This is a genomic window from Paenibacillus sp. P4_A9, assembly GCF_056402415.1.
In genome coordinates, this window is record NZ_JBFUHL010000017.1 from 50,053 (window position 1) to 73,516 (window position 23,464).

Here is a 23,464-nt window from a genome sequence, read left to right on the forward strand (position 1 = left end):
GTACTAAATTGGCATATAGATTGATACATATAGAGAGACAGGCCGTATCACATTCGTATGTAAAGGAGTGGCTCTTCATGACACGCTCATTCAGAAACCCCCTTCTCTATTTCTCTGTCGCTCTTGCTTTGTTAGTCACGTGCGGGATTGCACTCTATATATATGGATCTCAATCTACCTTCCCTGCTAATGTCACGATTGCTGGCTGGCGCGTAGGCGGAATGTCCTATGTGTCTTTTCAATCTGAATCGGAGCAACGCTTGAATCGACTATCCTCTTTCCCCGTCCTTTTGCACACATCTTATCCCGATATTCCTGCCAAAGAATTGCCCCTTGGACAACTAGGCATTCGATATGACAGGAGCGTCCTCACACAATCCCTGCAGCAATTAACAGGCGGATCACCCTTCAAGCGTGCCAAAGCGCGCTGGACCCTGCGAAATGCGACAATCCCATTGCCTGTCTCGGTAGATGCCATTCAACTTACTGCTACTGTCAAAAATGTTTGGAAGGAGCTATATTCAAAACAGCCCGTTGCCGCCAAGCGACTCCTTAAATCTCAAGATGAGATTACCTATGAACCCGAGCGAAATGTGCTAAGAATTGATACCGCGCACTTGCAGGAGCAGCTTCAAAGCATCGCTCCTACCCTAGGTACATTAACGCATACCGCACCCATTGGGCTCACTTTACCTGTGTACGAGCTGAGCCCCGATGTAACGCTGGCAACCTTGAAGCAGCAAGGCATCGATGGCAAAATATCCGAATTCACAACCGTGTTCCCTCTGTCAGGCGAAGGGCGGGTTCACAATATACGAGTAACCGCTACATCCATTCAAGATTACTTGATGGCACCAGGCGATACATTCGATTACAGCAAGATTATCGAACAGACGGAAGCCAAATTCGGCTACAAGGAAGCCCCTGTTATCCTCAATGGGAGCCTCGTACCAGGGATCGGCGGCGGGATATGCCAAGTATCCACGACGCTCTATAACGCCGTCTTGCGCAGCGGTCTTGAAATTGTTGAGCGGCGCAATCACTCCCTCCCTGTCAGCTACGTCCCTCTCGGGCAGGATGCCACATTCGCAAGCAATTATATTAATTTCAAATTCCGAAATAGTACGAATAGCTATGTCTGGATTCGAACCATAACGACAGATTCAGCGGTTACCGTGAAGCTTTTCGGTCACCAAACGCCAACCATCACCTATGACATCGACTCCAAGGTTGTGGAAACGATCCAGCCCCCGATCAAATATGTGAACAATCCGAGCTTGAGCCCAGGCTTAGAGCGCCCGATCAGCACAGGAAAGGTCGGTTACAAGGTAGAGACCTATCGAACCAAACGGGAAAACGGCATCGTCGTGAGCAAAGAATTAATCTCGAAGGATCAGTATTCACCTGTACCTACGGTCATCGCGGCTAACCGCAAGGACCTCCAAACGGATGACCCTGCGCCAAAGCGGCCTATGGTGGAAGATGGCGTGAGTACGCTCGCTACCCAATGATAAACAATAATTATGATTAAATCATGAAGGTCATGTGACTGTAGTTACTACGTCATTATGACTTTTTTCTTTTATGATAAGACTATGGAAAGAGTATTGAAGGAGGCATAACGATGAGCAAAGCGGATTATTTCAAAGAATTAAACTATCGCCTGCGCGGACTTCCTGAGAAGGAGCGCCACAATATATTAAAAGTGTACGAAGAATTATTTCAAAAAGCCGTTGAAAATGGCAAGCACGAAGACGAGATTTCACAGTCTCTCGGCTACCCGCGGGTTCCGAACTGGGATGCACAGAAAGAAGCACCTCCTGTTCAAGAGGAAGCTTTCAATCGTACAACAAGTACATTCGAGGCCGATGTAACGCAAGCTGAGGAAACACCTTATTTAAGCGAAGAGCAAGAAGAGAAAGCTATACCCTATGTTAATCAGCCTGAGCCGGCCATCGGACCTAAGATTCCTGTACAGGCCCCAGAGGCTTGGGAACCGCCTGCCTATACACAGCCGCCTCAGCCGAATTACCCTCCTGTGTATAACACCCCTTATCCGCCCCCCTATCCGACAGCTAAAACGGACACTGGGCTTAAAGCGATCATTATTTCGATTATGCTCGGTTTCTTTAATCTTGTGTTCGTTGTCGGCCCTTGGGTTGGGATTTGCTCTGCGCTGATCGCGTTCTTTGTTGCAGGCTTCGCCCTTCTGGTTGCCCCCGTCATCGGCGTGCTCACCAGCTTAGCGGGAACGACGGGTAGTGACTTCCAATTCATTTCATTCTCTCTCCTAGCCTGCTTCGGCTTAGGGATCATCATCACAACGCTTAGCTCTTGGCTGCTTAAGCAGTTTTTCAAGCTCAGCTGGAAGTACATCCAATTTAACGCCAAATTGATAAAGGGGGTTTAAGCCATGCAACCTAAAGTGAAATTTTTCTTAGTGACTGGCTTTATCTGCCTTGCGATCGGCCTGATTGGAGCAGCCGTATCTTTCCAGTCCTTGGACTTTGAAACAGGCGTCACAACCATTGATATCGAGAAGAAGACAGCAGCAGCCAATATTGATACCTTGATTATTGAAAATGATATCTCAGGCGTCACCTTCGTTCCTAGCAATTCGGATGAAATTAGCGTTCGTCTAGTAGGTGCTGCGCGATCTGAAAATGCGCAGAATTGCACCGTTGAGGCTACGACAGAAGGGACGAATACTTGGCGAGTAGACGTATGCATGAATAACAAGGCACACATTAACTTCGGCTTCGACCTCACGGAGTTTAAAAGCTTATTCAGCGGTAAAAGCCTTCGTTTACGGACAGAGGTCAGTTTGCCCGACAAGCTTTACAAAGCGATTACCGTTAGCACAGATACAGGCAGCATCAACTTCAAGGAAGTGAAAGCAGAAAAGCTAACTGCTAGTACAGATACAGGAAGCATTACTGTTGATCGATATGAAGGAAAAACATTGAATCTGCAAACAGACACAGGCAATATTAACCTCAATGACGGGCAGGGCAATGTGAAGCTCAAAACAGACACTGGCAGCATTACAGCGACACTGCGTGAGCTTGGAGATACTGTTACCGCCGAAACAGACACGGGCTCTGTTCGACTAAAGCTAGATCCAGTACCAACGGATGCAAGCTTTGATCTGAGTACGGACACCGGCAGTGCCAATCTGGATGTACCAGGTGTGAACGTACAACAACGAACCAGCCATAATAAGGCCAAAGGCTCAATCGGCAATGGCAGCAAAAAGGTTACGGTGCGGACGGATACAGGCTATGTTGAGGTTAAAGGCTGATAAGTTAGGGTATACGGTAGTCATAAAAGAATAACAGCTTATTCGCACCGGTTGCGAATAAGCTGTTTTCTATTTCAAATAGGTCATCGCATCCTTCTTCCAAAGCCATAGGAAAATAGACTGAAAAAGCGTCATATCACTCAAATTGTGAAGATTTTATCGAAATAAAGGGATTAAGGCAATTAGCAAGAATATATACAAAATAATACAGAAAGTAGGTAAATTAACCATATGTTAAAAAATTTTCAAATGAACATTCAGATGAAGATTGTAACAACATCGCTGCTTTTACTACTTATTCCAATTCTCATCCTCGGCAGCATCAGCTATTACGTTTCTTCCAATGTCACGAATTCCTTGATCGAAAAAGATTTAAGGAATGCCGTTCAAATGTCCATTCAATTGATCCAATCCTTCGATGATTCCGTTAAATCGGGCAGTATCACCAAAGAAGAAGCCCAAGAGAAAGTGAAAGTCTTGATGCTTGGACCGAAAAAAGACGGCAAGAGGCCCATCAATCGAAAGATCGATTTAGGCGAAAACGGGTACTTCTTCGTTCTTGATACTAAAGGAAATGAAGTCGCGCATCCTTCCTTAGAGGGCCAAAACATTTGGGATAAGAAATCGAACGATGGAAAGCTTTTTATACAGGAAATGATTCAAGGAGCAGAAAGCGGCGGAGGGTTCACAACCTATATGTGGCCGTTGCCTGGAGGATCGACGAAGGAAGCTATGAAAATTGCTTACGCTGAAAAGGACTCGAATTGGGGATGGATCGTTGCGGCTGGCTCTTACTTGCAGGATTATAACGCAGGACAAACGGACATGTTGAATACGATTATTATTACCCTTCTCGTTTGTTTGCTGGTCGGCATGACTGTCCTAATCCTCTTTGCGAGACATATCTCCAAGCCGCTCGTTCGGGTGGAACGTCAAGCTAGCCAGATTGCGATAGGAAATTTGTCGATAGCGGATTTGAACGTGACAAACCGCGATGAAATCGGTAAGCTTGCCACCTCATTTAATCAAATGAAAGCCTATATCAGGCAGCTCGTTTCCCAAGCAAGCTTGAGTTCAGGCGCTTTAAATGATGAATGCAATCAAGTGTCACATTCTTTGGATCAAATGGTTCAAGCAGCCAATCATATTTCCTCCGTTATGCATGTCGTGGCAGCCAGTACAAACTCACATGCCCTTAATGTGGTAGAAAGCTCATCCGCCATGAAGGAATTATCCGATAGCATTCAGCAGGTCGCATCCAGCTCTTCCACGGCCTTCGATTTGTCAGAAAACACGGTTTTGGAAGCGGAGAAGGGAAATGCCTTTATCCAACAGACGAACGAACAGATGCGGGTCGTCAGCTCGACAATGGACAACCTGTCTGGCATTATCGACTTGCTGCGTGATCGCTCCCAGCAGATTGGTGAAATCGTTTCGATCATCTCCGACATCTCGTCACAAACGAACCTATTGGCCTTGAATGCTTCAATTGAAGCAGCACGGGCAGGGGAACACGGGAAAGGATTTGCTGTCGTCGCAGGGGAAGTTAAGAAGCTTGCAGAACGCTCCAAACAATCCTCGGAACAGGTCACAGAACTGATCGTTGGCATCCAAGGTGACATCCTCGGGGCCGTAGAGACCATGCATCAGGGTGATCAAGAAATCTCATCCAGTGTTGAGACACTGCAGGAAACCGGATTCGCTTTTGAACGGATTCACAGCGCTGTTAAGCAGGTGCTCGGCCAAGTGGAGCAAACATCCTCCGAAGCCGAGCGTATGGCAGCCACATCCCAACAGGTCATGATATCCTTATCCGAAATGGAACATTCCGCCAGCCAGTCTGCAGGCACGACACAAACAATTTCCGCTTTGACCGAAACACAGCTGTCCAACATCGACGGAATCTCGGCTTCGGTTAAGAATTTAAATGAGATGTCCACCCAGCTGCGGGATGTTATTCAACAATTTAAAGTGTAGAAAAAAGCGAAAAGCTCTTCTCATTCATCCTCTTCGGGATGTGATGGGAAGAGCTTTTGTATGTGAGAAGGCTTATTTGCTTTTCTCTAAAAAGTCATGCAACCACGACTGCGACTCTGCCAGCACTTGCTCCGCGCGACCAATGGCCTCGCTCACTTGATTGCTCGCCGTACCGCCGTAGACATTACGCGCATTCACAACTTGCTCTGGTTGAAGCACGGCATAAATATCGGACTCGAACAGCTCGGAGAAGGTTTTGAACTCCTCGATGCTCATATCGAGCAAGTATTTTTTGTTTTGGATACAGTAGAGCACGGTTTTGCCTATTACTTCGTGCGCTTGGCGGAAAGGAAGACCCTTGTTCACAAGGTAATCCGCGATATCCGTCGCGTTGGAGAAGTCTTGATTCACGGCTTGACGCATACGCTCCGTGTTCACCTTCATCGTCGACACCATCGGTGCAAACAATTGCAGCGCACCTTGCAGGGTGCGAACCGTATCAAACATGCCCTCTTTGTCTTCCTGCATGTCCTTGTTGTACGCCAGCGGCAGCGACTTGAGTACGGTCAACAGACCGACCAAATTGCCGTAGACGCGGCCTGTCTTACCACGGACAAGCTCCGCTACGTCCGGGTTCTTCTTCTGCGGCATGATCGAGCTGCCGGTGCAGAACGCATCATCGAGTTCGATGAACGCGAACTCGGTCGAAGACCAGAGCACCATTTCCTCGCTGAAGCGAGAAAGGTGCATCATGATCATGGACGCGTTAGAGAGGAACTCCAGGATGAAATCGCGGTCACTGACCGCATCCAAGGAGTTCTCGTACACGCGTCCGAACCCGAGCTGCTCCGCCACGAAATGGCGGTCGATCGGGAAGGTCGTGCCAGCGAGCGCGCCAGCGCCGAGCGGCAGCATGTCTACACGCTTGTAGCTGTCCTGCAAGCGCTCAAGATCACGCTGGAACATGCTGACGTAGGCCATCAGATGATGCGCGAACAAGATCGGCTGCGCACGCTGCAGATGGGTATACCCCGGGATAATCGTATCGAGATTAGCCTTAGCTTTCTCAAGCAACGCTTCTTGCAGCTTGATGAGCAAGCCAACGAACTCAACCACGCGCTTGCGCAGGTAGAGATGCATATCCGTTGCAACCTGATCGTTGCGGCTGCGGCCCGTGTGCAGCTTGCCGCCGACAGGACCGATCAGGTCGATCAGGGTTTTCTCGATATTCATATGAATATCTTCATTCTGAATCGTGTATTCCAACTCGCCGCGGCGAATCATACCCTGCACTTGCAGCAAGCCGTCTTTGATTTTCTCCACATCGTCAGCAGGAAGAATCCCGCATTTGCCCAGCATCGTCACGTGCGCCAAACTGCCTTCAATATCTTCCTCGGCAAGCTCTTTGTCGAATGTAATGGATGCGGTATATTCTTCGACCAATTGATCGGTTTTCTTCGTGAAACGTCCACCCCAAAGCTTAGACACCGTGCATGACCCCTCTCGTATTAACCTCGTCTAATGAGACAAGCTTATGGACAGCCCAAAGGCTTTCCACGAAGGGAAAGCCCACGGCTGAGCAGCTATAGAATTCACAACGAACATCGTGTAAGTGATGTCACGTCGTAATAGAATTACTTCTTCGCGTTCTGTTCCACACCGGAACCTACCTTCAAGCGCAGAGCATTCAAGCGGATAAAGCCTGTTGCATCGCCTTGATCGTAAGCCTTCGTTGGATCAGCTTCCATGGTCGCAATATCCGGGTTGTATAGGGATACTGGGCTTTTCACGCCCGCGCCCATCACATTACCTTTGTACAGTTTCAAACGAACGGTACCGGATACGTTCTTTTGACTCTCGGACACAAGCGCTTGAATCGCCAAACGCTCAGGTGCGAACCAGAAGCCATTGTAAACGAGTGTTGCATATTTCGAAATCAAAGAGTCACGAAGATGCATAACATCGCGGTCCATCGTGAGGGATTCCATTTTACGGTGAGCGGTGAATAGAATCGTACCACCCGGAGTCTCGTATACGCCACGGCTCTTCATGCCAACGAAACGGTTCTCAACCATGTCTACACGGCCAATCCCATGCTTGCCACCGATTTCATTCAATGTTTCCATCACTTGAAGTGGCGTAAGCTTCGCTCCGTTGATCGCTACGCAATCGCCGGCAGCAAACTCAAGCTCAATGTACTCTGCTTGATCTGGCGCATCTTCTGGCGCAACGCTAAGCACGTACATGCCTTTGTTGTCGTCAGCTGCTGCATCGAACCAAGGATCTTCCAACATGCCGCTCTCGAAGGAGATGTGCAGCAAGTTACGGTCTGTCGAATAAGGCTTCGCTGCGGATGCCGTTACCGGAATGTTGTGCTTCTCCGCGTAAGCGATCATCTCTGCGCGACCTGGGAACTGCTCGCGGAATTCTTCCAAACGCCAAGGCGCAATCACAGACAGCTCAGGCGCAAGCGCCGCTGCTGTAAGCTCGAAGCGTACTTGGTCGTTCCCTTTGCCAGTTGCACCATGGGCAATCGCTGTTGCGCCTTCAGCGCGCGCGATCTCAACCATACGCTTCGCGATCAATGGACGCGCAATGCTTGTGCCAAGCAGGTATTGCCCTTCATATAGAGCACCCGCTTGAAACATCGGGTTGATGAAATCTTTCGCGAACTCATCTCGCAGATCGTCGATGTAGATTTTGGATGCGCCAGTTGCGAGTGCTTTTTCTTCCAAACCGTCCAGCTCATCCTTTTGCCCGATATCCGCTGTGAACGCAATGATTTCCGCATCATAAGTTTCTTTTAACCATTTGAGGATAACTGATGTATCCAAACCGCCTGAATAAGCGAGTACGATTTTTTCCTTAGCCATGTCTACTCTTCTCTCCGTTTCTACTCTCTACTTAAAATAATTTAAATTATATCATTGTCGCGGCCATAATAGCCTTTTGCGCATGAAGACGATTCTCTGCTTGGTCGAAAATAATGGAATGCGCGCCGTCGATGACGCCCTCGCTCACTTCTTCCCCGCGGTGTGCAGGCAAGCAGTGCATGAACAAGTAATCCTGCTTCGCATATTTGACCAAAGCTTCGTTGACTTGGAAGTTTTTGAACGCGATTTCGCGCTCTTGCTGCTCTGCTTCTTGGCCCATGCTCGCCCATACATCCGTATAGATGATGTCGGCATTTTCAATAGCTTCGCGCGGATCGTGCGTAACGAGCAGGCTCCCGCCTGTTTCTGCGGCATTTTCCTTGGATTGACGAATCACTTCTTTACTAGCCTCATAGCCTTCTGGCGAAGCAATCGCGAAGTCCATGCCAAGCTTGCTAGCTCCCATCATCAGGGAGTGCACCATGTTGTTGCCATCGCCGATATAGGCGACTTTGATGCCTTTCAAACGGCCTTTTTTCTCCAAAACCGTCTGATAATCCGCCATTACTTGGCAAGGATGTGCATGATCGGTCAACCCGTTGATCACGGGTACCGTCGCGCCTCTCGCCAAATCGATCACCTTACGGTGCTCGTAGGTACGAATCATAATCCCGTCTAAGTAACGGGACAACGTTTGAGCGGTATCCCATACCGTCTCTCCGCGGCCCAGCTGCAGATCATTTTTGCTCAGGAACAGCGCTTGCCCGCCTAATTGGTACATCCCCACTTCGAAGGAAACACGCGTACGCGTGGAGGACTTCTCAAAAATCATGCCCAGCGTTTTACCAGCCAGCACAGCATGAGGCTCTCTCGCCTTTTGCTTACGTTTCAACTCAATCGCGTACTGAATCAAATATTCCAATTCTTCTGCTGTATAATCAACCAAAGCAAGAAAATCCTTGCCCTTCAACTGGGCAGCCAGTTCTTCCTTGACCATGCTATTCATGTGATCCAACCTCTCTTCGATAAACTTCGGTTAGACGCCGCTGATTGTTGATGCCTTCTGGGAGAGGACACCGCACACCACATCTAACGCCTGATCCAAATCTTCTTGCGGTATCGTTAACGCCGGCACCAAACGAATCACGTTAGGGCCTGCTGGAATGACAAGCACACCTTGCTTGTGGATCTCGCTAATGATTTCGGCACTTGGCTGTGTACATTCGATGCCAATCAGAAGACCAACACCACGAATGCTCTTGATCAGCGGATTACCCGCTAGTTTGCTCTCTAGCTTCTTAACCGTGTACTCGCCAAGCTCAGCCGCACGATCTACTAATTTGTTGTCGATAATCGTGCTTAGTGTCGCATGAGCCGCTGCCGTAGCAATCGGAGTCCCACCGAACGTGGAACCGTGACTTCCAGCGCTGAACGCTTCCGCCAAGTACCCTTTGCTCAACATCGCACCGATCGGGAATCCACCGCCAAGACCTTTGGCTAATGTGAAAATATCCGGCTCTACCCCATAATGCTCATAGGCAAAAAGCTTACCCGTACGCCCTACGCCCGTCTGGATTTCATCCGCGATCAGGAGCAGATTATGCTCTTTGCATAGCTCTGCCAGTTGTTTCACGAACACTGGATCAGCTGGCAATACGCCGCCTTCCCCTTGCACGAATTCCAGCATGACCGCACAGGTGTTGTCATTCACAAGACGGCGCACGGACTCGATATCGTTATAGTCGGCATAGACAAAGCCTTCTGGAAGCGGAAGGAAGCCTTCCTTTACTTTGTCCTGACCCGTAGCTGTTAATGTAGCAATCGTACGCCCATGGAAGGACATGTTGAACGTGATGATCTCGTACTTACCATTGTTCAGCACCTTTTGGGAGTAGCGACGGGCGATTTTGATCGCAGCCTCATTCGCTTCTGCACCTGTGGAACAGAAAAACACAGCATCCGCACAGCTGTTGTCTGTCAATAAACCAGCCAACTTTTCCTGATTCGGAATATGAAATAAGTTACCCACATGCCAAAGCTGATCTAATTGCTCGATCAATTTCTCTTTCACAGCTTTTGGTGCATGCCCGAGCGCCGCAACCGCGATCCCGCTCATCATATCGATGTATTCCTTGCCAGTATCATCCCACAGTCGGCTGCCTTCACCTTTCACTAGCGTAATCGGATATCTGGCGTAGGTTGGAAACAACGAGCTTTTCCCTTGTTCTGTCATGTACATTCCCTCCTTATGGGTTGTTTGATTACCGCACGATGCGTGTGCCAATGCCTTCGCCTTTCAGCACTTTACTTAACACGTTCGGTTCCGAGCCGTTCACGATAACAACTTCCTGCACTTGCCCTTGTATACAAGCAATCGCTGCACGAACCTTCGGGATCATGCCGCCATAGATGTCGCCACTTGTGATCATTTCTTCAATCTCCGCTACGCTGACGACAGGAAGCACTTGCTTCTCGCCATCTACGACCTTCATGATGCCAGGAACATCCGTTACGACAACCATCTGCTCCACACCGAGGTGAGAAGCCACTGCACCTGCCGCCGTATCGGCGTTGATGTTATACCGCTGTCCGCCATCTGCACCGAGTCCAACTGGCGCGATAACTGGAATGTAGCCCATGCCGACAATACCTTGAATCAGCTCTGCATTAACCTTCGTCACATCGCCAACAAGACCTACCTCATGGCTGTTCGCTACAGGCTTCGCTTCGATCAAATGTCCATCCACACCGGATAAACCAAGCGCTTTCGCACCCGTCAACTGAATACGGCGAACGATTTCCTTGTTAATCTGGCCGGATAGCACCATTTCTACCACGTCGAGCACCGCTTCATTAGTAACCCGTAGCCCGTTTACGAAGCCGGACTCGATGCCCAGCTTGCCAAGCGTATCCGAGATCGCAGGACCGCCGCCGTGCACGATGACGGTAACAATGCCCTCAGCTTGAAGCTGACGCATGTCTTCAAAAAAACTTGCGGGCAGCGCCGCAAGCGTGCTGCCTCCGCATTTCATCACAAAGCAATTGTTCTTCACTGCTCTTCCCCCTTACGTCCGATATGCCGCATTAATGCGTACATAATCATAGGTCAAATCGCAGCCCCAACCCGTTGCTTTGCCTTCGCCCATATGTAAATTCACGTGAATTTGAATCGTATCTGTTTTCAAATAGGCCAGTGCCGCTTCCTCGTCGAACTTCACCGGACGCGACTGCTCAAGCACTGCGATATCGCCTAGGCGAATATCGACCGTGTTCACGTTCACCGGTTGCCCGGAGTAACCGACAGCCGCAATGATCCGGCCCCAGTTCGCGTCAGCGCCGTAAACGGCGGACTTCACGAGACTCGATCCGATGATCGACTTCACGATCTTACGCGCTGCATCGTCGCTCTCTGCGCCGATAACCGTCGTCTCGATCAACTTCGTCGCGCCTTCGCCGTCGCGCGCAATCGCTTTGGCGAGGTATTCGCCAACGTACTGGAACCCAGCCGCGAAGGCATCCCAATCCGGGTGCCCCGGATGAAGGGATTCGCCGCCGGCAAGCCCGCTTGCCATCACCACGACCATGTCGTTGGTGCTTGTGTCTCCGTCAACGGTAATCATGTTGAACGTGTTATCTGTAATCCTGCTAAGCAACAGCTGCAGGTATTCGCTCTCAATCGCAACGTCGGTTGTCATGAAACCGAGCATCGTCGCCATGTTCGGGTGAATCATCCCCGAACCTTTAGCCGCTCCGGCAATGTGCACTTCTTTGCCGCCAACGGTAACACGGACGCACGTCATCTTCTGCACGAGATCCGTTGTCAGGATCGACTGGCAGAAGTCTTCGCCGCCGTCTAGCTTCACCTTCGCTGGCAGCCGCTCGATGCCGCTCAGCACTTTGTCCATCGGCAGAAGCTCGCCGATCACGCCTGTGCTCGTCACGCCGACGTGGTGCTCCGCCACGCCTAGTGCCTTCGCACTTGCCGCGCGCATTGCGCGAGCGTCGTCTTCGCCTTGCTGGCCGGTGCACGCGTTGGCGTTGCCGCTGTTCACGATCATCGCCTGCAGCTTGCCGCTGTGGGCGATGCTTTCCTGCGTCACACGCAGTGGCGCCGCTTGGAACGCATTCAGCGTGTAAACGCCTGCCGCTGATGCGGGTACATCACAGAGGATCGCGCCAAGATCATAGCGCTCCGTCTTCTTCAATCCACAGTGCAGTCCGCCTGCACGAAAACCCTTCGGTGTTGTTACAGTGCCCTCTGGCACGACAGTGAAGCTAACTTGGTCCGACATGGTCGTCTACTCACCTATCCTCATCTTCTAGTTATGGATATACCGGTGCGAACAACAAACCTGTCGTCTCGTCCCAGCCTTGCATAATATTTAAATTCTGAATCGCTTGACCTGCCGCGCCCTTCACGACATTGTCGATGACCGACACGATCGTTACACGTCCTGTGCGTTCATCCACAGCGAAGCCGATATCACAGAAATTCGAGCCTGTTACTTCTTTTGTTGAAGGATATTTCCCTGGCTGGCGAACTCTTACAAACTTGCGGCCTTCATAGTACTGACGGTACTTCTCGACGAACTCTTCCGTCGTATGCTCACCTGTCAGTGTTGCATACATCGTCGCCATAATCCCGCGCGTCATCGGCACAAGATGTGTCGTGAACGTCGTAACAACCGGTTTGCCTGCAATACGACTCAGCACTTGCTCGATTTCCGGGATATGCTGGTGCTTATTTATTTTGTAAGCCGATAAATTCTCATTCACTTCTGGATAATGAAAGCCTAAGCTAGCACTGCGACCTGCACCGGATACACCCGACTTCGCGTCGATGATAATCGTCGATGGATCGATCCATCCCGCTTCAACCGCAGGAATAAGACCTAGCAGCGTCGCTGTTGGATAACAGCCTGGGTTCGCGATCAGATCGCTGCCCATCACTTCGTCTCCGAACACTTCGGATAGACCGTAGATCGAACGAGCCAAAGCTTCTTCGGAAGCGGCCGGTTTTTTGTACCATTTTTCATAGTCGCTAGCGGACTTCAATCTCAAATCCCCTGAAATATCAATAACCTTCAAGCCCGCTGCGAGCAGCTTCGGCGAAAGCTCTGCACTCACACCAGCTGGTGTTGCCAAGAACACAACGTCCGCTTTGCCTGCGATCAGATCAACGTCAAGGACATCAAGGATATCCACAACCACTTCCTGCAAGTGTGGAAAATGCTCCGCCAAAGGCGCTCCTGCATTCGATGTTGAAATAACGGATGTAATATGTACACTTGGATGCGCCTGCAAAAGACGAATCAATTCCGCACCACCATACCCTGTTGCTCCTATAATAGCCGCTCTAATGCTCTGACTCATTTCCATGCCCTCCCGATCTTCCGAAAATATATGTATTATTATACATTCGTATACATAATAATTCAATGCATTTTTTTATGTGCTGCTTGGGGTTGAATTTGCTCTCCTGCAAGGTATTTCAAGGGTTTATCAGGCAGGAATTGACCACGTTTGTATTAACAGAATAGTCTGACTATAATGAGTCTTATGCACAATATGCATCAAAATTACGCAAGTCGTGCATAAAATCTAGTATCCCTATTCAAAATGCCTGCGCAACTCAACTTACCTATTATCCCAAACTACTTGGCGATTAGGCAAATTATGTTAGACATTCTTTAGTTATGCACATTTGCACACAAGGGCTGTGCATAACTAGGGGTCTTATGCACAACTTACCAACAAATTGTCCACAAATCAACAAAAGACCATCAGGCATAATTTCTCCTGACGGTCTTGTCGTGGTTTTATTTTAATCTACGCGTGCCGCTTAAATCCTTCACCTAATACCTCATTCGTTTCGCTCAAAATGACAAAAGCCTGCGGGTCTACAGACTGCACCAGTGTTTTCAACCGACTTACCTCATTCTGCTTCACGACGACCATCATGACTGTCCGCGACTCCCCTGTAAACCCGCCTGATCCGCTAAGCTCTGTTAAGCCGCGATCCAAATCGTACAAAATCGCCTTACGAATCGCATCCGTTTGATCCGAAATAATAAAGGCCACCTTGGCATAGTTGAAGCCGAGCTGCACGATATCAATGGTCTTGGTGGTGACGAATAAGCCGATCATCCCGTACAACGCATTCTCTGGGGTGAACACCAGCGCAGAGCTGATGATGACGAGGCCATCGAATATGGCGACTGAGAAGCCAAGGCTTAAGCCTGAGTATTTATGCAGCATTTGAGCAGCAAGCCCCAGCCCGCCTGTCGATCCACGCCCTTTGAAGACGATACCGAGTCCCAAACCGACGCCAATGCCGCCATATACAGCAGCAAGCAGTGGATTATGCGTAGGTACACCTAAGTGACTTGTAATGAGAACACAGAATGGAAAAATAACCGATCCTACAATGGCTTTGATGCCGAATTTCTTCCCTAGCAGCCATATTGCTAATAGTAAAATCGGGATATTGAGCGCCCACTGTGTGTACGCAGGGTTTATTTTGGTGACTTCCTGCAAAATGGTGGAGATCCCCGAAACCCCTCCCGTTGCTATTTGGTTCGGGTTCAAAAAGCTATTAAAACTAGCCGCCATGATCAGCGATCCGACTATCAGCAGTATGTATTCGAATGCGGTGTGGCTAGGACTTCCGATCTTAATACGTGGTTCTCTTCTGGACACAAGTGGTCCTCCTTCGTTCGTTGACACGAAAAATCCTACACCCATTAGGTGTAGGATCAACGTTTATGACATGAACCATGCACAGCCCGGCAAAGTAGCTTGCTCGGCATTTGGCATGCATGATTTCGTGTGTTGTTGTAGGTCCTATTACTCTGGCTTCCGAATTTGATGACGCAAGTAAGCATCGATGAACGTATCGAGATCGCCGTCCATAACCGCTCCAACATTGCCGGTCTCCGCCGAAGTTCGGTGATCCTTCACCATGCTGTACGGATGGAAGACATAGGAGCGGATTTGGCTGCCCCACGCAATATCCGACTGCTCGCCGCGAATCTCTGCTAGGTGCTTTAACTGCTCTTCGATCTTCCGCTCATAGAGCTTGGAGCGAAGCATCTTCATCGCTTTCTCGCGGTTCTTGATCTGCGAGCGCTCTTGCTGACAGCTCACCACAACGCCAGTCGGAATGTGCGTAATCCGCACAGCCGAATCCGTGGTGTTAATGTGCTGACCGCCGGCGCCGCTTGCGCGGTACGTATCGATCTTGAGATCCTCGGACCGGATCTCACCAACGTCGGTGTCGTCTTCGATCTCTGGCATCACATCACACGATGCAAAAGACGTGTGACGACGGCCAGAGGCGTCGAACGGCGAGATCCGGACGAGACGATGCACGCCCTTCTCTGCCTTCAAGTAGCCGTAGGCGTTGAAGCCTGTGATCTGCAGCGTGACACTCTTCACGCCAGCTTCGTCGCCGGGCAAATAGTCGAGAACCTCGACTTTGTAGCCCCGCTTCTCCGCCCAGCGGCGGTACATCCGCAGCAGCATCTCTGCCCAATCCTGCGACTCTGTGCCACCGGCGCCTGGATGCAGCTCAAGGATCGCATTCAGCCGGTCGTACGGCTGATTGAGGAGCAAGCCAAGCTCGAAGGATTCGAGCTTTTTGATTAGAGCTGCGATGCCCACTTCAATGTCCTTCACGAGGCCTTCATCGTTCTCTTCTTCCTCAAGCTCGACCATGACCTGCAGGTCATCAAAGGCGTTAGAGAAGCCATGGAACTCATCAACGACACTTTTGATGGCGTTGAGCTCTGCAATGGTCTTCTGGGCACGTTCATTATCGTCCCAGAAATCCGGTGCGCCCATTTTTTCCTCATAATCCCCGATCGCTTCTAGCTTATGATCTAAGTCAAAGAGACCCCCGTAATTCGGTTAGTCGCTTTGCTGTTTCTCTTAGGTCTTGTTTCACTTCTGGTTCTAGCATGTCTTACACCTCGTTTATTCTTCTTGCATATACGTAGACAAGGTTGCTAAGTTGCCTTACATGCCTTGCCCGTGGCACTGCTTGAACTTCTTCCCGCTGCCGCATGGGCATGGGTCGTTGCGTCCAATACGCTGCTCTTCATCGCGTACCAACGGTTTCTTACCGGTTGCTTCATTCTTCGTGTCAACCGCCTGACCTTCTGCTACCGCTTGGCGCTCCAGGTTGCTTTGTACATGTGCTTTCATGATGTACATCGCAACTTCCTCACGGATGTTGTCGATCATCTCTTGGAACATCTCAAAGCCTTCGAATTGGTACTCACGAAGTGGATCTGTACCGCCGTATGCACGAAGGTGAATACCTTGACGCAGCTGATCCATCGCATCGATGTGATCCATCCATTTGCTATCTACCGCGCGAAGCGCAACGACTTTTTCAAATTCACGCATGAACTCTGCACCAATATCAGCTTCACGCTCATCATAACGTTTGCTTACCAGATCTTTAATGAATTCGATAATCTCGGACTGTTCTTTGCCCCAAATGGCTTGATCTGTGATTTGAGCATCGTCATGCAGCAAGTTGTTATTTACAAAGTTCGCAACCTCTAGCAGCTCCCACTCTTCCGGAATTTGTTCTTCTGGACAGTGTGCTTTCACGATGCGTTCGATCACGGCGCTGATCATACCCTCGATAACTTCGCGGATATTCTCGGACTCCAGCAACTCGCGGCGCTGTTTGTATATAATTTCACGTTGTTGATTCATGACATCGTCATATTGAAGGACGACTTTACGCACGTCGAAGTTGTTACCCTCAACGCGTTTTTGCGCGGATTCCACGGCACGGGAGATCAATTTGCTTTCAATTGGTTGATCCTCTTCCATCCCAAGACGATCCATCATCGCCATAATATTTTCAGCGCCGAATCGTTTCATCAATTCATCCTCAAGGGAGAGGTAGAATTGCGAAGAACCTGGGTCACCTTGACGTCCTGCACGACCACGCAGCTGATTATCGATACGTCTGCTCTCATGACGTTCTGTACCTATGATATGCAAGCCGCCAGCATCGTGTACGCCTTGACCAAGCACAATGTCAGTACCACGGCCCGCCATGTTCGTTGCAATCGTAACCGAACCTGGTTGACCTGCACGTGAAACGATTTCCGCTTCTTCGGCATGATATTTGGCATTCAATACTTTGTGTTGAACGCCTTTCTTCTTCAGCATCTCTGAAAGCTTCTCAGAGTTCTCAATGGATACTGTACCGACAAGCACTGGTTGGTTCAACTTGTGACGTTCTAGGATTTGTTCAACTACGGCTCTGAACTTACCCATCTCTGACTTATAAACCACATCCGGCATATCCTTACGAATCATTGGGCGGTTCGTCGGCACGATAATAACTTCAAGCCCGTAGATTTTTTTCAACTCTTCTTCTTCCGTCTTCGCTGTCCCCGTCATACCCGCTAGCTTGCGGTACATCCGGAAATAGTTCTGGAACGTAATCGTTGCGAGTGTCATGCTCTCGTTCTGTACTTTTAGCTGCTCTTTGGCCTCAATGGCTTGATGCAACCCATCACTATAGCGACGGCCTGTCATAATACGGCCCGTAAATTCATCAACAATCATGACTTCTTCTTCTTGAACAACATAGTCCACGTCACGTTTCATGATCAAACGAGCTTTGAGTGCTTGTGTGATATGATGATTGATATTGACGTTTTGATGATCGAATAAGTTCTCAATCCCGAATACACGCTCTGCTTTCGCTACGCCATCTTCTGTTAGCGCAACAGCGCGCACTTTGATATCAATCGTGTAGTCTTCTTCTGCCGTCAAAATGGATACAAAACGATCTGCAGTGAAATACATATCCGTAGACTTGGCAGCCTGTCCAGAAATAATCAATGGCGTTCTCGCTTCATCGACTAGAATGGAATCCACCTCATCGATTACCGCGTAGTACAGTGGACGTTGAACCATCTGTTCTTTGTACAGCACCATGTTGTCACGCAGATAGTCAAATCCGTATTCATTATTCGTTCCATACGTAATATCACAAGCGTAAGCCGCTTGCTTCTCTTCGTGAGACAAGTCGTGCAGGTTAACCCCAACTGTCATGCCAAGGAACTGATAAATTTGACCCATTTCAGCACTATCCCGCTGTGCCAAATAATCATTGACTGTTACAACGTGTACGCCTTTACCTAACAAAGCATTCAAATAAACAGGAAGTGTTCCAACAAGCGTTTTACCTTCCCCTGTTCTCATCTCCGCGATACGGCCTTCGTGCAGCACCATACCTCCAATGAGTTGAACGTCATAGTGACGTTTACCTAACACACGCCAAGCTGCTTCTCTAACAACAGCGAAAGCCTCTGGCAATAAATCATCGAGTTCTTCGCCTTTCTCAAGGCGGTTTCTGAACTCCGTTGTTTTCTCTTTTAACTCTTCATCGGACAGCGGCTTAATGCCAGCTTCAAGCTCGTTGATGTAGTCAACGGCCTTGAGCATCCGTTTAATCTCCCGTTCATTGGAATCACCAAAAATTTTCTTCACTAGTCCTAGCATCGGTGAACCCCTTTCCCTTACATTCGTATCCTTAAATTGTACCACTTATGACAGTCTTGTCGCAACAAACGAGCGATCTCTTCCTTATAAAACCTATAGAAATAGGACTTAAAAACCATGCTTTCCCGTATTTCTTAGTATGAAATGGGGATGCTATTAACATGCATACCCGTGTCGAAGGCTTCATTCGCCAAAGGAAAGAGCTTAACTCGATGATATCGAATTAAGCTCACTTGATCATTTTGTATAGGAATGTTGATGAATTTATTAGGCAAATTGTTTATGCATTACATCGCCGGTTCGATTAGGCCATACTTGCCGTCGTCCCGTTTGTACACGACATTGACCGTGTCTGTCTCCATATTGGAGAAAACAAAGAAATTATGACCCACCATATTCATCTGGAGAATCGCTTCTTCCACGTCCATCGGCTTCAAATTGAAGCGTTTGTTACGTACGAGTTCGAAGTCCTCTTCTTCTTCCATATAGGAAGCTGCTGCGACCTCTGCCTTGAACAAATCACGCTTGCCGCCATCTTGGCGAATTTTACGATTCGTTTTGGTCTTGTGCTTACGAATTTGACGCTCTAATTTGTCCACAACCAAATCAATGGATGCGTACATGTCTGTGTTGCGTTCTTCTGCTCGCAGTAACACGCCCGTTAGTGGGATGTTTACCTCGATGGCTTGAAGACCTTTAACCACACTTAGCTTTACTTGTACATCGGATGTAAGGGGAGCTTCAAAATACCTCTCTAGTCTATTCAACTTTTTGTCGACATAGTCTCCTAGGGCTTCAGTAACTTCAAGGTGTTCTCCGCGAATGCTAATTTCCATAGTTAAACATCTCCCTTCCTTCTTACATTATACTACATTCCACCCCATCTTCATAATTCCTTTAAATTCCGATCTAAATTTTCTAGGCAAAATATAAAAAACACCCCAGGTTCATTCCCCAGGGTGATCTGTTCGTAGGTGTGTATGCGATGGCACAACGCGTGCCAAATAATTATAGTTTGCTTACGTTGGCAGCTTGCGGTCCGCGTGCGCCTTCTACGATGTCAAACTCAACAGCTTGACCTTCGTCTAGCGTTTTGAAGCCTTCGGACTGAATCGCTGAGAAATGCACGAATACATCCCCACCATCTTCGCGTTCGATGAAACCATAGCCTTTTTCTGCGTTAAACCATTTCACTTTACCTTGCATAACGTACACAATCCTTTCGTTTTAAAAAATATAAAATGATAAGAGCATAGAAATGTAAACCCTTACATTTCGACTATAACACCGACCTGCTTGACCTGTCAATTTCAAACTTTCGATAAGAATGAATATTTAGAAAATTCGAGTATATACATGCCGTGGATAACTGCAGAATTTGTAGAATCCTGTCATGACGGGCTTATTTTCATGTTATTAACAAAGTTATTCACAGGTTTATGCACATTGTCCACAGGTCGAAAGGAGAGTGTTATGGATAACTCGAGGTTAGAAGGACCATTTATACACATGCTGGGGCCAGATCGGATTGTTTATCCACGGATTGCTGTAGGCGCATATTGAAAAGCGGGGATAACAGAAAAAAAACCTTTTGCCGCCGCAAAAGGTTGGTGAACATCTATTTTTTTCGATCAAAAAAGTAACTTTCATTATCGTACGCATTGTCATACGCATTCTTTTGAGTCTTACCATTATCAATCTTCGCTAATTGCTCGCGAGCTTCATCTCGAAATTGTGTGAGCTTCTGGTGGAAAATCGGATCCATACTAAGGATCGCTTGGATGCGTTCCTTGTACTTTACCGTGTCCCGTGTCGGTACAGCTGCCGTAGCCTGAATAAATGCCTCCATCAGCGTACCACGCCGCTCCATATACTCGGCGAGTCTCTCCACATCCATCATAGCCAATTCAGCTAGCGCCTGTTGTGTTTGCTGCTCCAGCTCTGTAACCAACTCATCCATGCGAAGCTCCAACAGGTGCTGCAGTGATCCCTTTCGCTTGCAGCGCTGCTTGCATCCAAGTTTCTTTCAACTGAATCAGAAAACCTAACACTTCTTCAGCTGGCTCCACTGATTTTTTCAAATTAGCCTCGATAAGACGGTGATTGAAATACTCATACAATCGAAGTAAATCACCGGCAATCGGAGCGCTACGATCAATCGTAATGGAGAATTCGCTAATAATGTCCTGTACCTTGACTAGGTTGGTGTTAGCGTCTTGGTAGTTGGTATTCTTCAAAGCCTCAATACCCGCACGGCAGAACCGGATGGCCCCATCACAAAGCATAATTAACAACTGTGCTGGAGTTGCGTTCTGAACGGTGTTTTCCAGGTATTTATTACGTTGGGATTGAATCATGAATATTTCCCCCTAGTTTAAAGTAGGACACTGCTAGCCACCCATTTGTTGAGTTAGTTGTGCGCTTTGTGCCGTCATTTGATTCATGTATTTTTCCATGGCAGTGAATTGCTTGTAATATCGAGTTTCTAAAGCATCCAGTTTGTATGACAAGGTGTCAATATTCTTGTCTAAACCCTTCAAAGATTTACCTAGGATATAGCTTGTATCAACACTGCTTGTTACTCCTGCTTTTGCTGAAATATTTTTGAACAGTGCATCTGCTTTATCTGATAGCCGTCTTGCGAGGCCATCACCGCTGTCCGTTTCTTTGACACCATCATTCGCTGTGAATAGAGCCATAACTTCATCTGGCTTCTCAGCAATAGCTTTCTTTAATTTATCATCGTCAATATAAATCTTACCATTTTCTACGTAACTACCTGAAATGCTTGATCCAGAAATATTAACCGTAGAGATTCCGATTTGAGCTAATGTTTTGGCATTACTCGCAGGTAGACCTGAAATAGTTGACGAGAATGCAATTCTGAAATTATTCAAACCGCTTGCAAGCAGAGCGTCACTTCGTAGCATACCGCTTTTTGCCTTGGTTTCCCAAGTCTTAATTTGATCTTCCTTCATCGCTTCCCTCTGCTCGTCCGTAAGAGGGTTAAAATCTTTATATTTCTTCTCCGTTATCTTCGTATTCACGGTATCAATAAGCTCATTATATTTATCTACAAATGATTTAATTGAATTAAATACGGTATCAACATCTCGTGTATTTGTAACACTGACTGAAGACGCCGTTTCCTTTTTCAAAGTAATACTCATACCACTAATAGAAAACGTATTCGTATCATATTCTGCTAAAGCATTATTGAATTCGATTTTGGCTTTTTGACCTGTAATTCGAAAAGAGGAAAAATCTTCAGCTACGTCAATCGTTGCAGCATCTAATCCTAGTCTCGCAACAATATCGTAAACTGGGGTACCGACATTAGTAAACTTAAGTTCTTTTGCTGGATCAGCATCTGGTTTAAGATTCGCAAATGCGAGATTGTTATTATTATCCAAAAAGGTAGATACTCCCGATTTACCAATGTCCGAGCTGTTTATTTGATCTATTAACTGGCCCATTGTCGTGGTTTTAGTAATATCAAAATCTACGCTTTTTCCGTTTACATCAATATGAAATTTTTTGGTGCCTACTAAATCCTTATCGATAACTGCTGAAATCCCTAACGCAAAAGGTTTACCAGTCGCCGATATCTTGACTCCATTAATCTCATCAGTAGGAGAACTATCTGGTGTTCCATCTCCATCAACATCTGTCGGCACTATTTTCAATACAGATGTCAACAAGTTTTTGTAGGTCGTCTCTTCACTTCCCATTTTGAGATCAATCGCCGCTTTACTACCAGTTGATGCTGAAGTGAAAAAGAATCTGTCAATTGTGGAGTCATAGCTCATTGTTACTCCGGTTGTGCTGGATTTCGAATTAACTGTCGCTACTAGAGAAGCGATTGTATTATTCGGGTCTACATTAATTGTCGCAGTCCCTTTCTCACCACCGATAGTCAACGTAGTAGCCTTCGTAAAGCCGCTTCCAGCGATATCTTTAAGTTGCATTGCATCTGAAGAAGCACCCAACTTTGCCGATGTCACTGATGCTGCGGTTGCAAGCTTATTCACTTTAATAGCGAAAATCCCTTCCGGTGCAGTTGAAGAAGATGTAACAGAAACCGCACTTTCATCCGCTGATGTTGATTTCTTTGTTTGATAAACCGCCTGACGATTCATATCAGAAGCTGCACTACGAAATGCTAAGATTTTGGTATTGATTGCACGATAATCATCGCGTTGCCATTCAACTAGCTGTTTCTGTTGCTTTAACTTATCTTGTGGAATTCGAGCAGCAGTCATGAGTTTCTTGACTGTTTCATCGATATCTATACCAGAATTTGAAAAACCACTCAAACGTAGTACCATAGAGTCCTACCTACCTTTCATGCTGGAGTGCTATCTTTTTTCGTCAACAAGAATGCCTGCCATCTGCCAAAGCTTAGCTACAAAATCCAGACTTTTCTCAGGTGGAATCTCACGTATAGTTTCACCTGTGTCTTTATCTAACACTTTCACTGAAATCAACTTTGTTTTTTGATGAACAGAAAACTCAAGTGAAGTTGTTCTCCCTTGAATCGCTTTAATCGCATGCTCTATAGATTTAACCAACTGTGCGTCACTTATTGTGACATTTTCACCTTGTAATTCAGCTTGCTTTAGATCCGATGTGTTCGTAATACTGGACGCAATGTATGCCGCTGCATTACTTGTACCAATTTCATCCACCTTATGAACCTTAATTGGTTCTGGAGACACAGGTCTGATATCCCCTCCAGAATTATTGAATCCACCCACAGGATTATTAATACTCATAA

General features: G+C 47.6%; 20 protein-coding genes. 4 read left to right on the plus strand and 16 right to left on the minus strand.

The genetic code is table 11. The features are described from left to right. The first annotated feature begins 77 nt into the window (after nucleotides 1-77). From AC1DVJ_RS14030 to AC1DVJ_RS14045, 4 genes are all read left to right on the plus strand, one after another. Complete coding sequence (locus AC1DVJ_RS14030) at nucleotides 78-1,511, plus strand: VanW family protein (protein ID WP_477591631.1); 1,434 nt, start codon at nucleotides 78-80, stop codon at nucleotides 1,509-1,511. 113 nt (nucleotides 1,512-1,624) lie between these two features. Then, complete coding sequence (locus AC1DVJ_RS14035; RefSeq protein WP_477591633.1) at nucleotides 1,625-2,410, plus strand: DUF1700 domain-containing protein; 786 nt, start codon at nucleotides 1,625-1,627, stop codon at nucleotides 2,408-2,410. A gap of 3 nt (nucleotides 2,411-2,413) precedes the next feature. Then, on the plus strand, nucleotides 2,414-3,301 hold the full coding sequence (locus AC1DVJ_RS14040; RefSeq protein ID WP_477591635.1) for a DUF4097 family beta strand repeat-containing protein: 888 nt from the start codon (nucleotides 2,414-2,416) through the stop codon (nucleotides 3,299-3,301). 231 nt (nucleotides 3,302-3,532) lie between these two features. Beyond that, nucleotides 3,533-5,278, plus strand: a complete 1,746-nt coding sequence (locus AC1DVJ_RS14045; RefSeq protein ID WP_477591636.1) for a methyl-accepting chemotaxis protein — start codon at nucleotides 3,533-3,535, stop codon at nucleotides 5,276-5,278. A gap of 72 nt (nucleotides 5,279-5,350) precedes the next feature. On the opposite strand, the gene argH is transcribed toward AC1DVJ_RS14045, so the two are convergent. From argH to AC1DVJ_RS14125, 16 genes are all read right to left on the minus strand, one after another. Further along, nucleotides 5,351-6,766: an argininosuccinate lyase gene (argH, locus tag AC1DVJ_RS14050; RefSeq protein WP_477591638.1), complete on the minus strand. Its 1,416-nt coding sequence runs from the start codon at nucleotides 6,764-6,766 to the stop codon at nucleotides 5,351-5,353. 146 nt (nucleotides 6,767-6,912) lie between these two features. Next, on the minus strand, nucleotides 6,913-8,151 hold the full coding sequence (locus tag AC1DVJ_RS14055) for an argininosuccinate synthase (RefSeq protein WP_477591640.1): 1,239 nt from the start codon (nucleotides 8,149-8,151) through the stop codon (nucleotides 6,913-6,915). A gap of 46 nt (nucleotides 8,152-8,197) precedes the next feature. Beyond that, nucleotides 8,198-9,157: an ornithine carbamoyltransferase gene (argF, locus tag AC1DVJ_RS14060; protein ID WP_477591642.1), complete on the minus strand. Its 960-nt coding sequence runs from the start codon at nucleotides 9,155-9,157 to the stop codon at nucleotides 8,198-8,200. 30 nt (nucleotides 9,158-9,187) lie between these two features. Continuing rightward, entirely contained in the window at nucleotides 9,188-10,384 is a 1,197-nt protein-coding gene (locus AC1DVJ_RS14065; protein ID WP_477591644.1) for an acetylornithine transaminase, read from the minus strand. A gap of 28 nt (nucleotides 10,385-10,412) precedes the next feature. After that, nucleotides 10,413-11,183: an acetylglutamate kinase gene (gene argB / locus AC1DVJ_RS14070; protein WP_477591701.1), complete on the minus strand. Its 771-nt coding sequence runs from the start codon at nucleotides 11,181-11,183 to the stop codon at nucleotides 10,413-10,415. 33 nt (nucleotides 11,184-11,216) lie between these two features. Beyond that, nucleotides 11,217-12,443, minus strand: a complete 1,227-nt coding sequence (gene argJ / locus AC1DVJ_RS14075) for a bifunctional glutamate N-acetyltransferase/amino-acid acetyltransferase ArgJ (protein WP_477591645.1) — start codon at nucleotides 12,441-12,443, stop codon at nucleotides 11,217-11,219. 31 nt (nucleotides 12,444-12,474) lie between these two features. Next, complete coding sequence (gene argC / locus AC1DVJ_RS14080; protein WP_477591647.1) at nucleotides 12,475-13,524, minus strand: N-acetyl-gamma-glutamyl-phosphate reductase; 1,050 nt, start codon at nucleotides 13,522-13,524, stop codon at nucleotides 12,475-12,477. A gap of 456 nt (nucleotides 13,525-13,980) precedes the next feature. After that, entirely contained in the window at nucleotides 13,981-14,895 is a 915-nt protein-coding gene (locus AC1DVJ_RS14085; RefSeq protein ID WP_477591649.1) for a YitT family protein, read from the minus strand. 102 nt (nucleotides 14,896-14,997) lie between these two features. Then, a protein-coding gene (gene prfB / locus AC1DVJ_RS14090; RefSeq protein WP_477591651.1) for a peptide chain release factor 2 occupies nucleotides 14,998-16,111 on the minus strand; the annotation gives its coding sequence in 2 pieces (ribosomal slippage) (nucleotides 14,998-16,038 and nucleotides 16,040-16,111; 1,113 coding nt in all). A 56-nt stretch (nucleotides 16,112-16,167) separates the two neighbouring features. Next, nucleotides 16,168-18,687 (minus strand): preprotein translocase subunit SecA, encoded by a 2,520-nt coding sequence (gene secA, locus AC1DVJ_RS14095; RefSeq protein WP_477591652.1) that lies wholly within the window; start codon nucleotides 18,685-18,687, stop codon nucleotides 16,168-16,170. 287 nt (nucleotides 18,688-18,974) lie between these two features. Then, entirely contained in the window at nucleotides 18,975-19,523 is a 549-nt protein-coding gene (gene hpf, locus AC1DVJ_RS14100) for a ribosome hibernation-promoting factor, HPF/YfiA family (protein WP_477591654.1), read from the minus strand. A 172-nt stretch (nucleotides 19,524-19,695) separates the two neighbouring features. Next, the gene (locus AC1DVJ_RS14105) at nucleotides 19,696-19,893 is read right to left on the minus strand and encodes a cold shock domain-containing protein (protein WP_367818802.1); all 198 of its coding nucleotides are present in this window, start codon (nucleotides 19,891-19,893) and stop codon (nucleotides 19,696-19,698) included. A 412-nt stretch (nucleotides 19,894-20,305) separates the two neighbouring features. Next, nucleotides 20,306-20,647 carry a flagellar protein FliT gene (fliT, locus tag AC1DVJ_RS14110; RefSeq protein ID WP_477591656.1) on the minus strand — a complete coding sequence of 114 codons (342 nt, stop codon included), beginning with the start codon at nucleotides 20,645-20,647 and terminating at the stop codon, nucleotides 20,306-20,308. Next, nucleotides 20,640-21,044, minus strand: a complete 405-nt coding sequence (gene fliS, locus AC1DVJ_RS14115; protein WP_477591658.1) for a flagellar export chaperone FliS — start codon at nucleotides 21,042-21,044, stop codon at nucleotides 20,640-20,642. The genes fliT and fliS overlap by 8 nt, the downstream gene beginning before the upstream one ends. A gap of 33 nt (nucleotides 21,045-21,077) precedes the next feature. Beyond that, nucleotides 21,078-23,015, minus strand: coding sequence for a flagellar filament capping protein FliD (gene fliD, locus AC1DVJ_RS14120; RefSeq protein WP_477591660.1), 1,938 nt, complete (start codon nucleotides 23,013-23,015; stop codon nucleotides 21,078-21,080). Between the two features lie 30 nt (nucleotides 23,016-23,045). Next, on the minus strand, nucleotides 23,046-23,462 hold the full coding sequence (locus tag AC1DVJ_RS14125) for a flagellar protein FlaG (RefSeq protein ID WP_477591662.1): 417 nt from the start codon (nucleotides 23,460-23,462) through the stop codon (nucleotides 23,046-23,048). Between the last annotated feature and the right edge of the window lie 2 nt (nucleotides 23,463-23,464).

Coding starts and splice junctions, on each gene's coding strand:
- AC1DVJ_RS14030 (WP_477591631.1), top strand. CDS start 78: ATGACACGCTCATTCAGAAACCCCCTTCTCTATTTCTCTGTCGCTCTT.
- AC1DVJ_RS14035 (WP_477591633.1), top strand. CDS start 1,625: ATGAGCAAAGCGGATTATTTCAAAGAATTAAACTATCGCCTGCGCGGA.
- AC1DVJ_RS14040 (WP_477591635.1), top strand. CDS start 2,414: ATGCAACCTAAAGTGAAATTTTTCTTAGTGACTGGCTTTATCTGCCTT.
- AC1DVJ_RS14045 (WP_477591636.1), top strand. CDS start 3,533: ATGTTAAAAAATTTTCAAATGAACATTCAGATGAAGATTGTAACAACA.
- AC1DVJ_RS14055 (WP_477591640.1), bottom strand. CDS start 8,151: ATGGCTAAGGAAAAAATCGTACTCGCTTATTCAGGCGGTTTGGATACA.
- argF (WP_477591642.1), bottom strand. CDS start 9,157: ATGAATAGCATGGTCAAGGAAGAACTGGCTGCCCAGTTGAAGGGCAAG.
- AC1DVJ_RS14065 (WP_477591644.1), bottom strand. CDS start 10,384: ATGACAGAACAAGGGAAAAGCTCGTTGTTTCCAACCTACGCCAGATAT.
- argB (WP_477591701.1), bottom strand. CDS start 11,183: ATGAAATGCGGAGGCAGCACGCTTGCGGCGCTGCCCGCAAGTTTTTTT.
- argJ (WP_477591645.1), bottom strand. CDS start 12,443: ATGTCGGACCAAGTTAGCTTCACTGTCGTGCCAGAGGGCACTGTAACA.
- argC (WP_477591647.1), bottom strand. CDS start 13,524: ATGAGTCAGAGCATTAGAGCGGCTATTATAGGAGCAACAGGGTATGGT.
- AC1DVJ_RS14085 (WP_477591649.1), bottom strand. CDS start 14,895: ATGGGTGTAGGATTTTTCGTGTCAACGAACGAAGGAGGACCACTTGTG.
- secA (WP_477591652.1), bottom strand. CDS start 18,687: ATGCTAGGACTAGTGAAGAAAATTTTTGGTGATTCCAATGAACGGGAG.
- hpf (WP_477591654.1), bottom strand. CDS start 19,523: ATGGAAATTAGCATTCGCGGAGAACACCTTGAAGTTACTGAAGCCCTA.
- AC1DVJ_RS14105 (WP_367818802.1), bottom strand. CDS start 19,893: ATGCAAGGTAAAGTGAAATGGTTTAACGCAGAAAAAGGCTATGGTTTC.
- fliT (WP_477591656.1), bottom strand. CDS start 20,647: ATGGATGAGTTGGTTACAGAGCTGGAGCAGCAAACACAACAGGCGCTA.
- fliS (WP_477591658.1), bottom strand. CDS start 21,044: ATGATTCAATCCCAACGTAATAAATACCTGGAAAACACCGTTCAGAAC.
- fliD (WP_477591660.1), bottom strand. CDS start 23,015: ATGGTACTACGTTTGAGTGGTTTTTCAAATTCTGGTATAGATATCGAT.
- AC1DVJ_RS14125 (WP_477591662.1), bottom strand. CDS start 23,462: ATGAGTATTAATAATCCTGTGGGTGGATTCAATAATTCTGGAGGGGAT.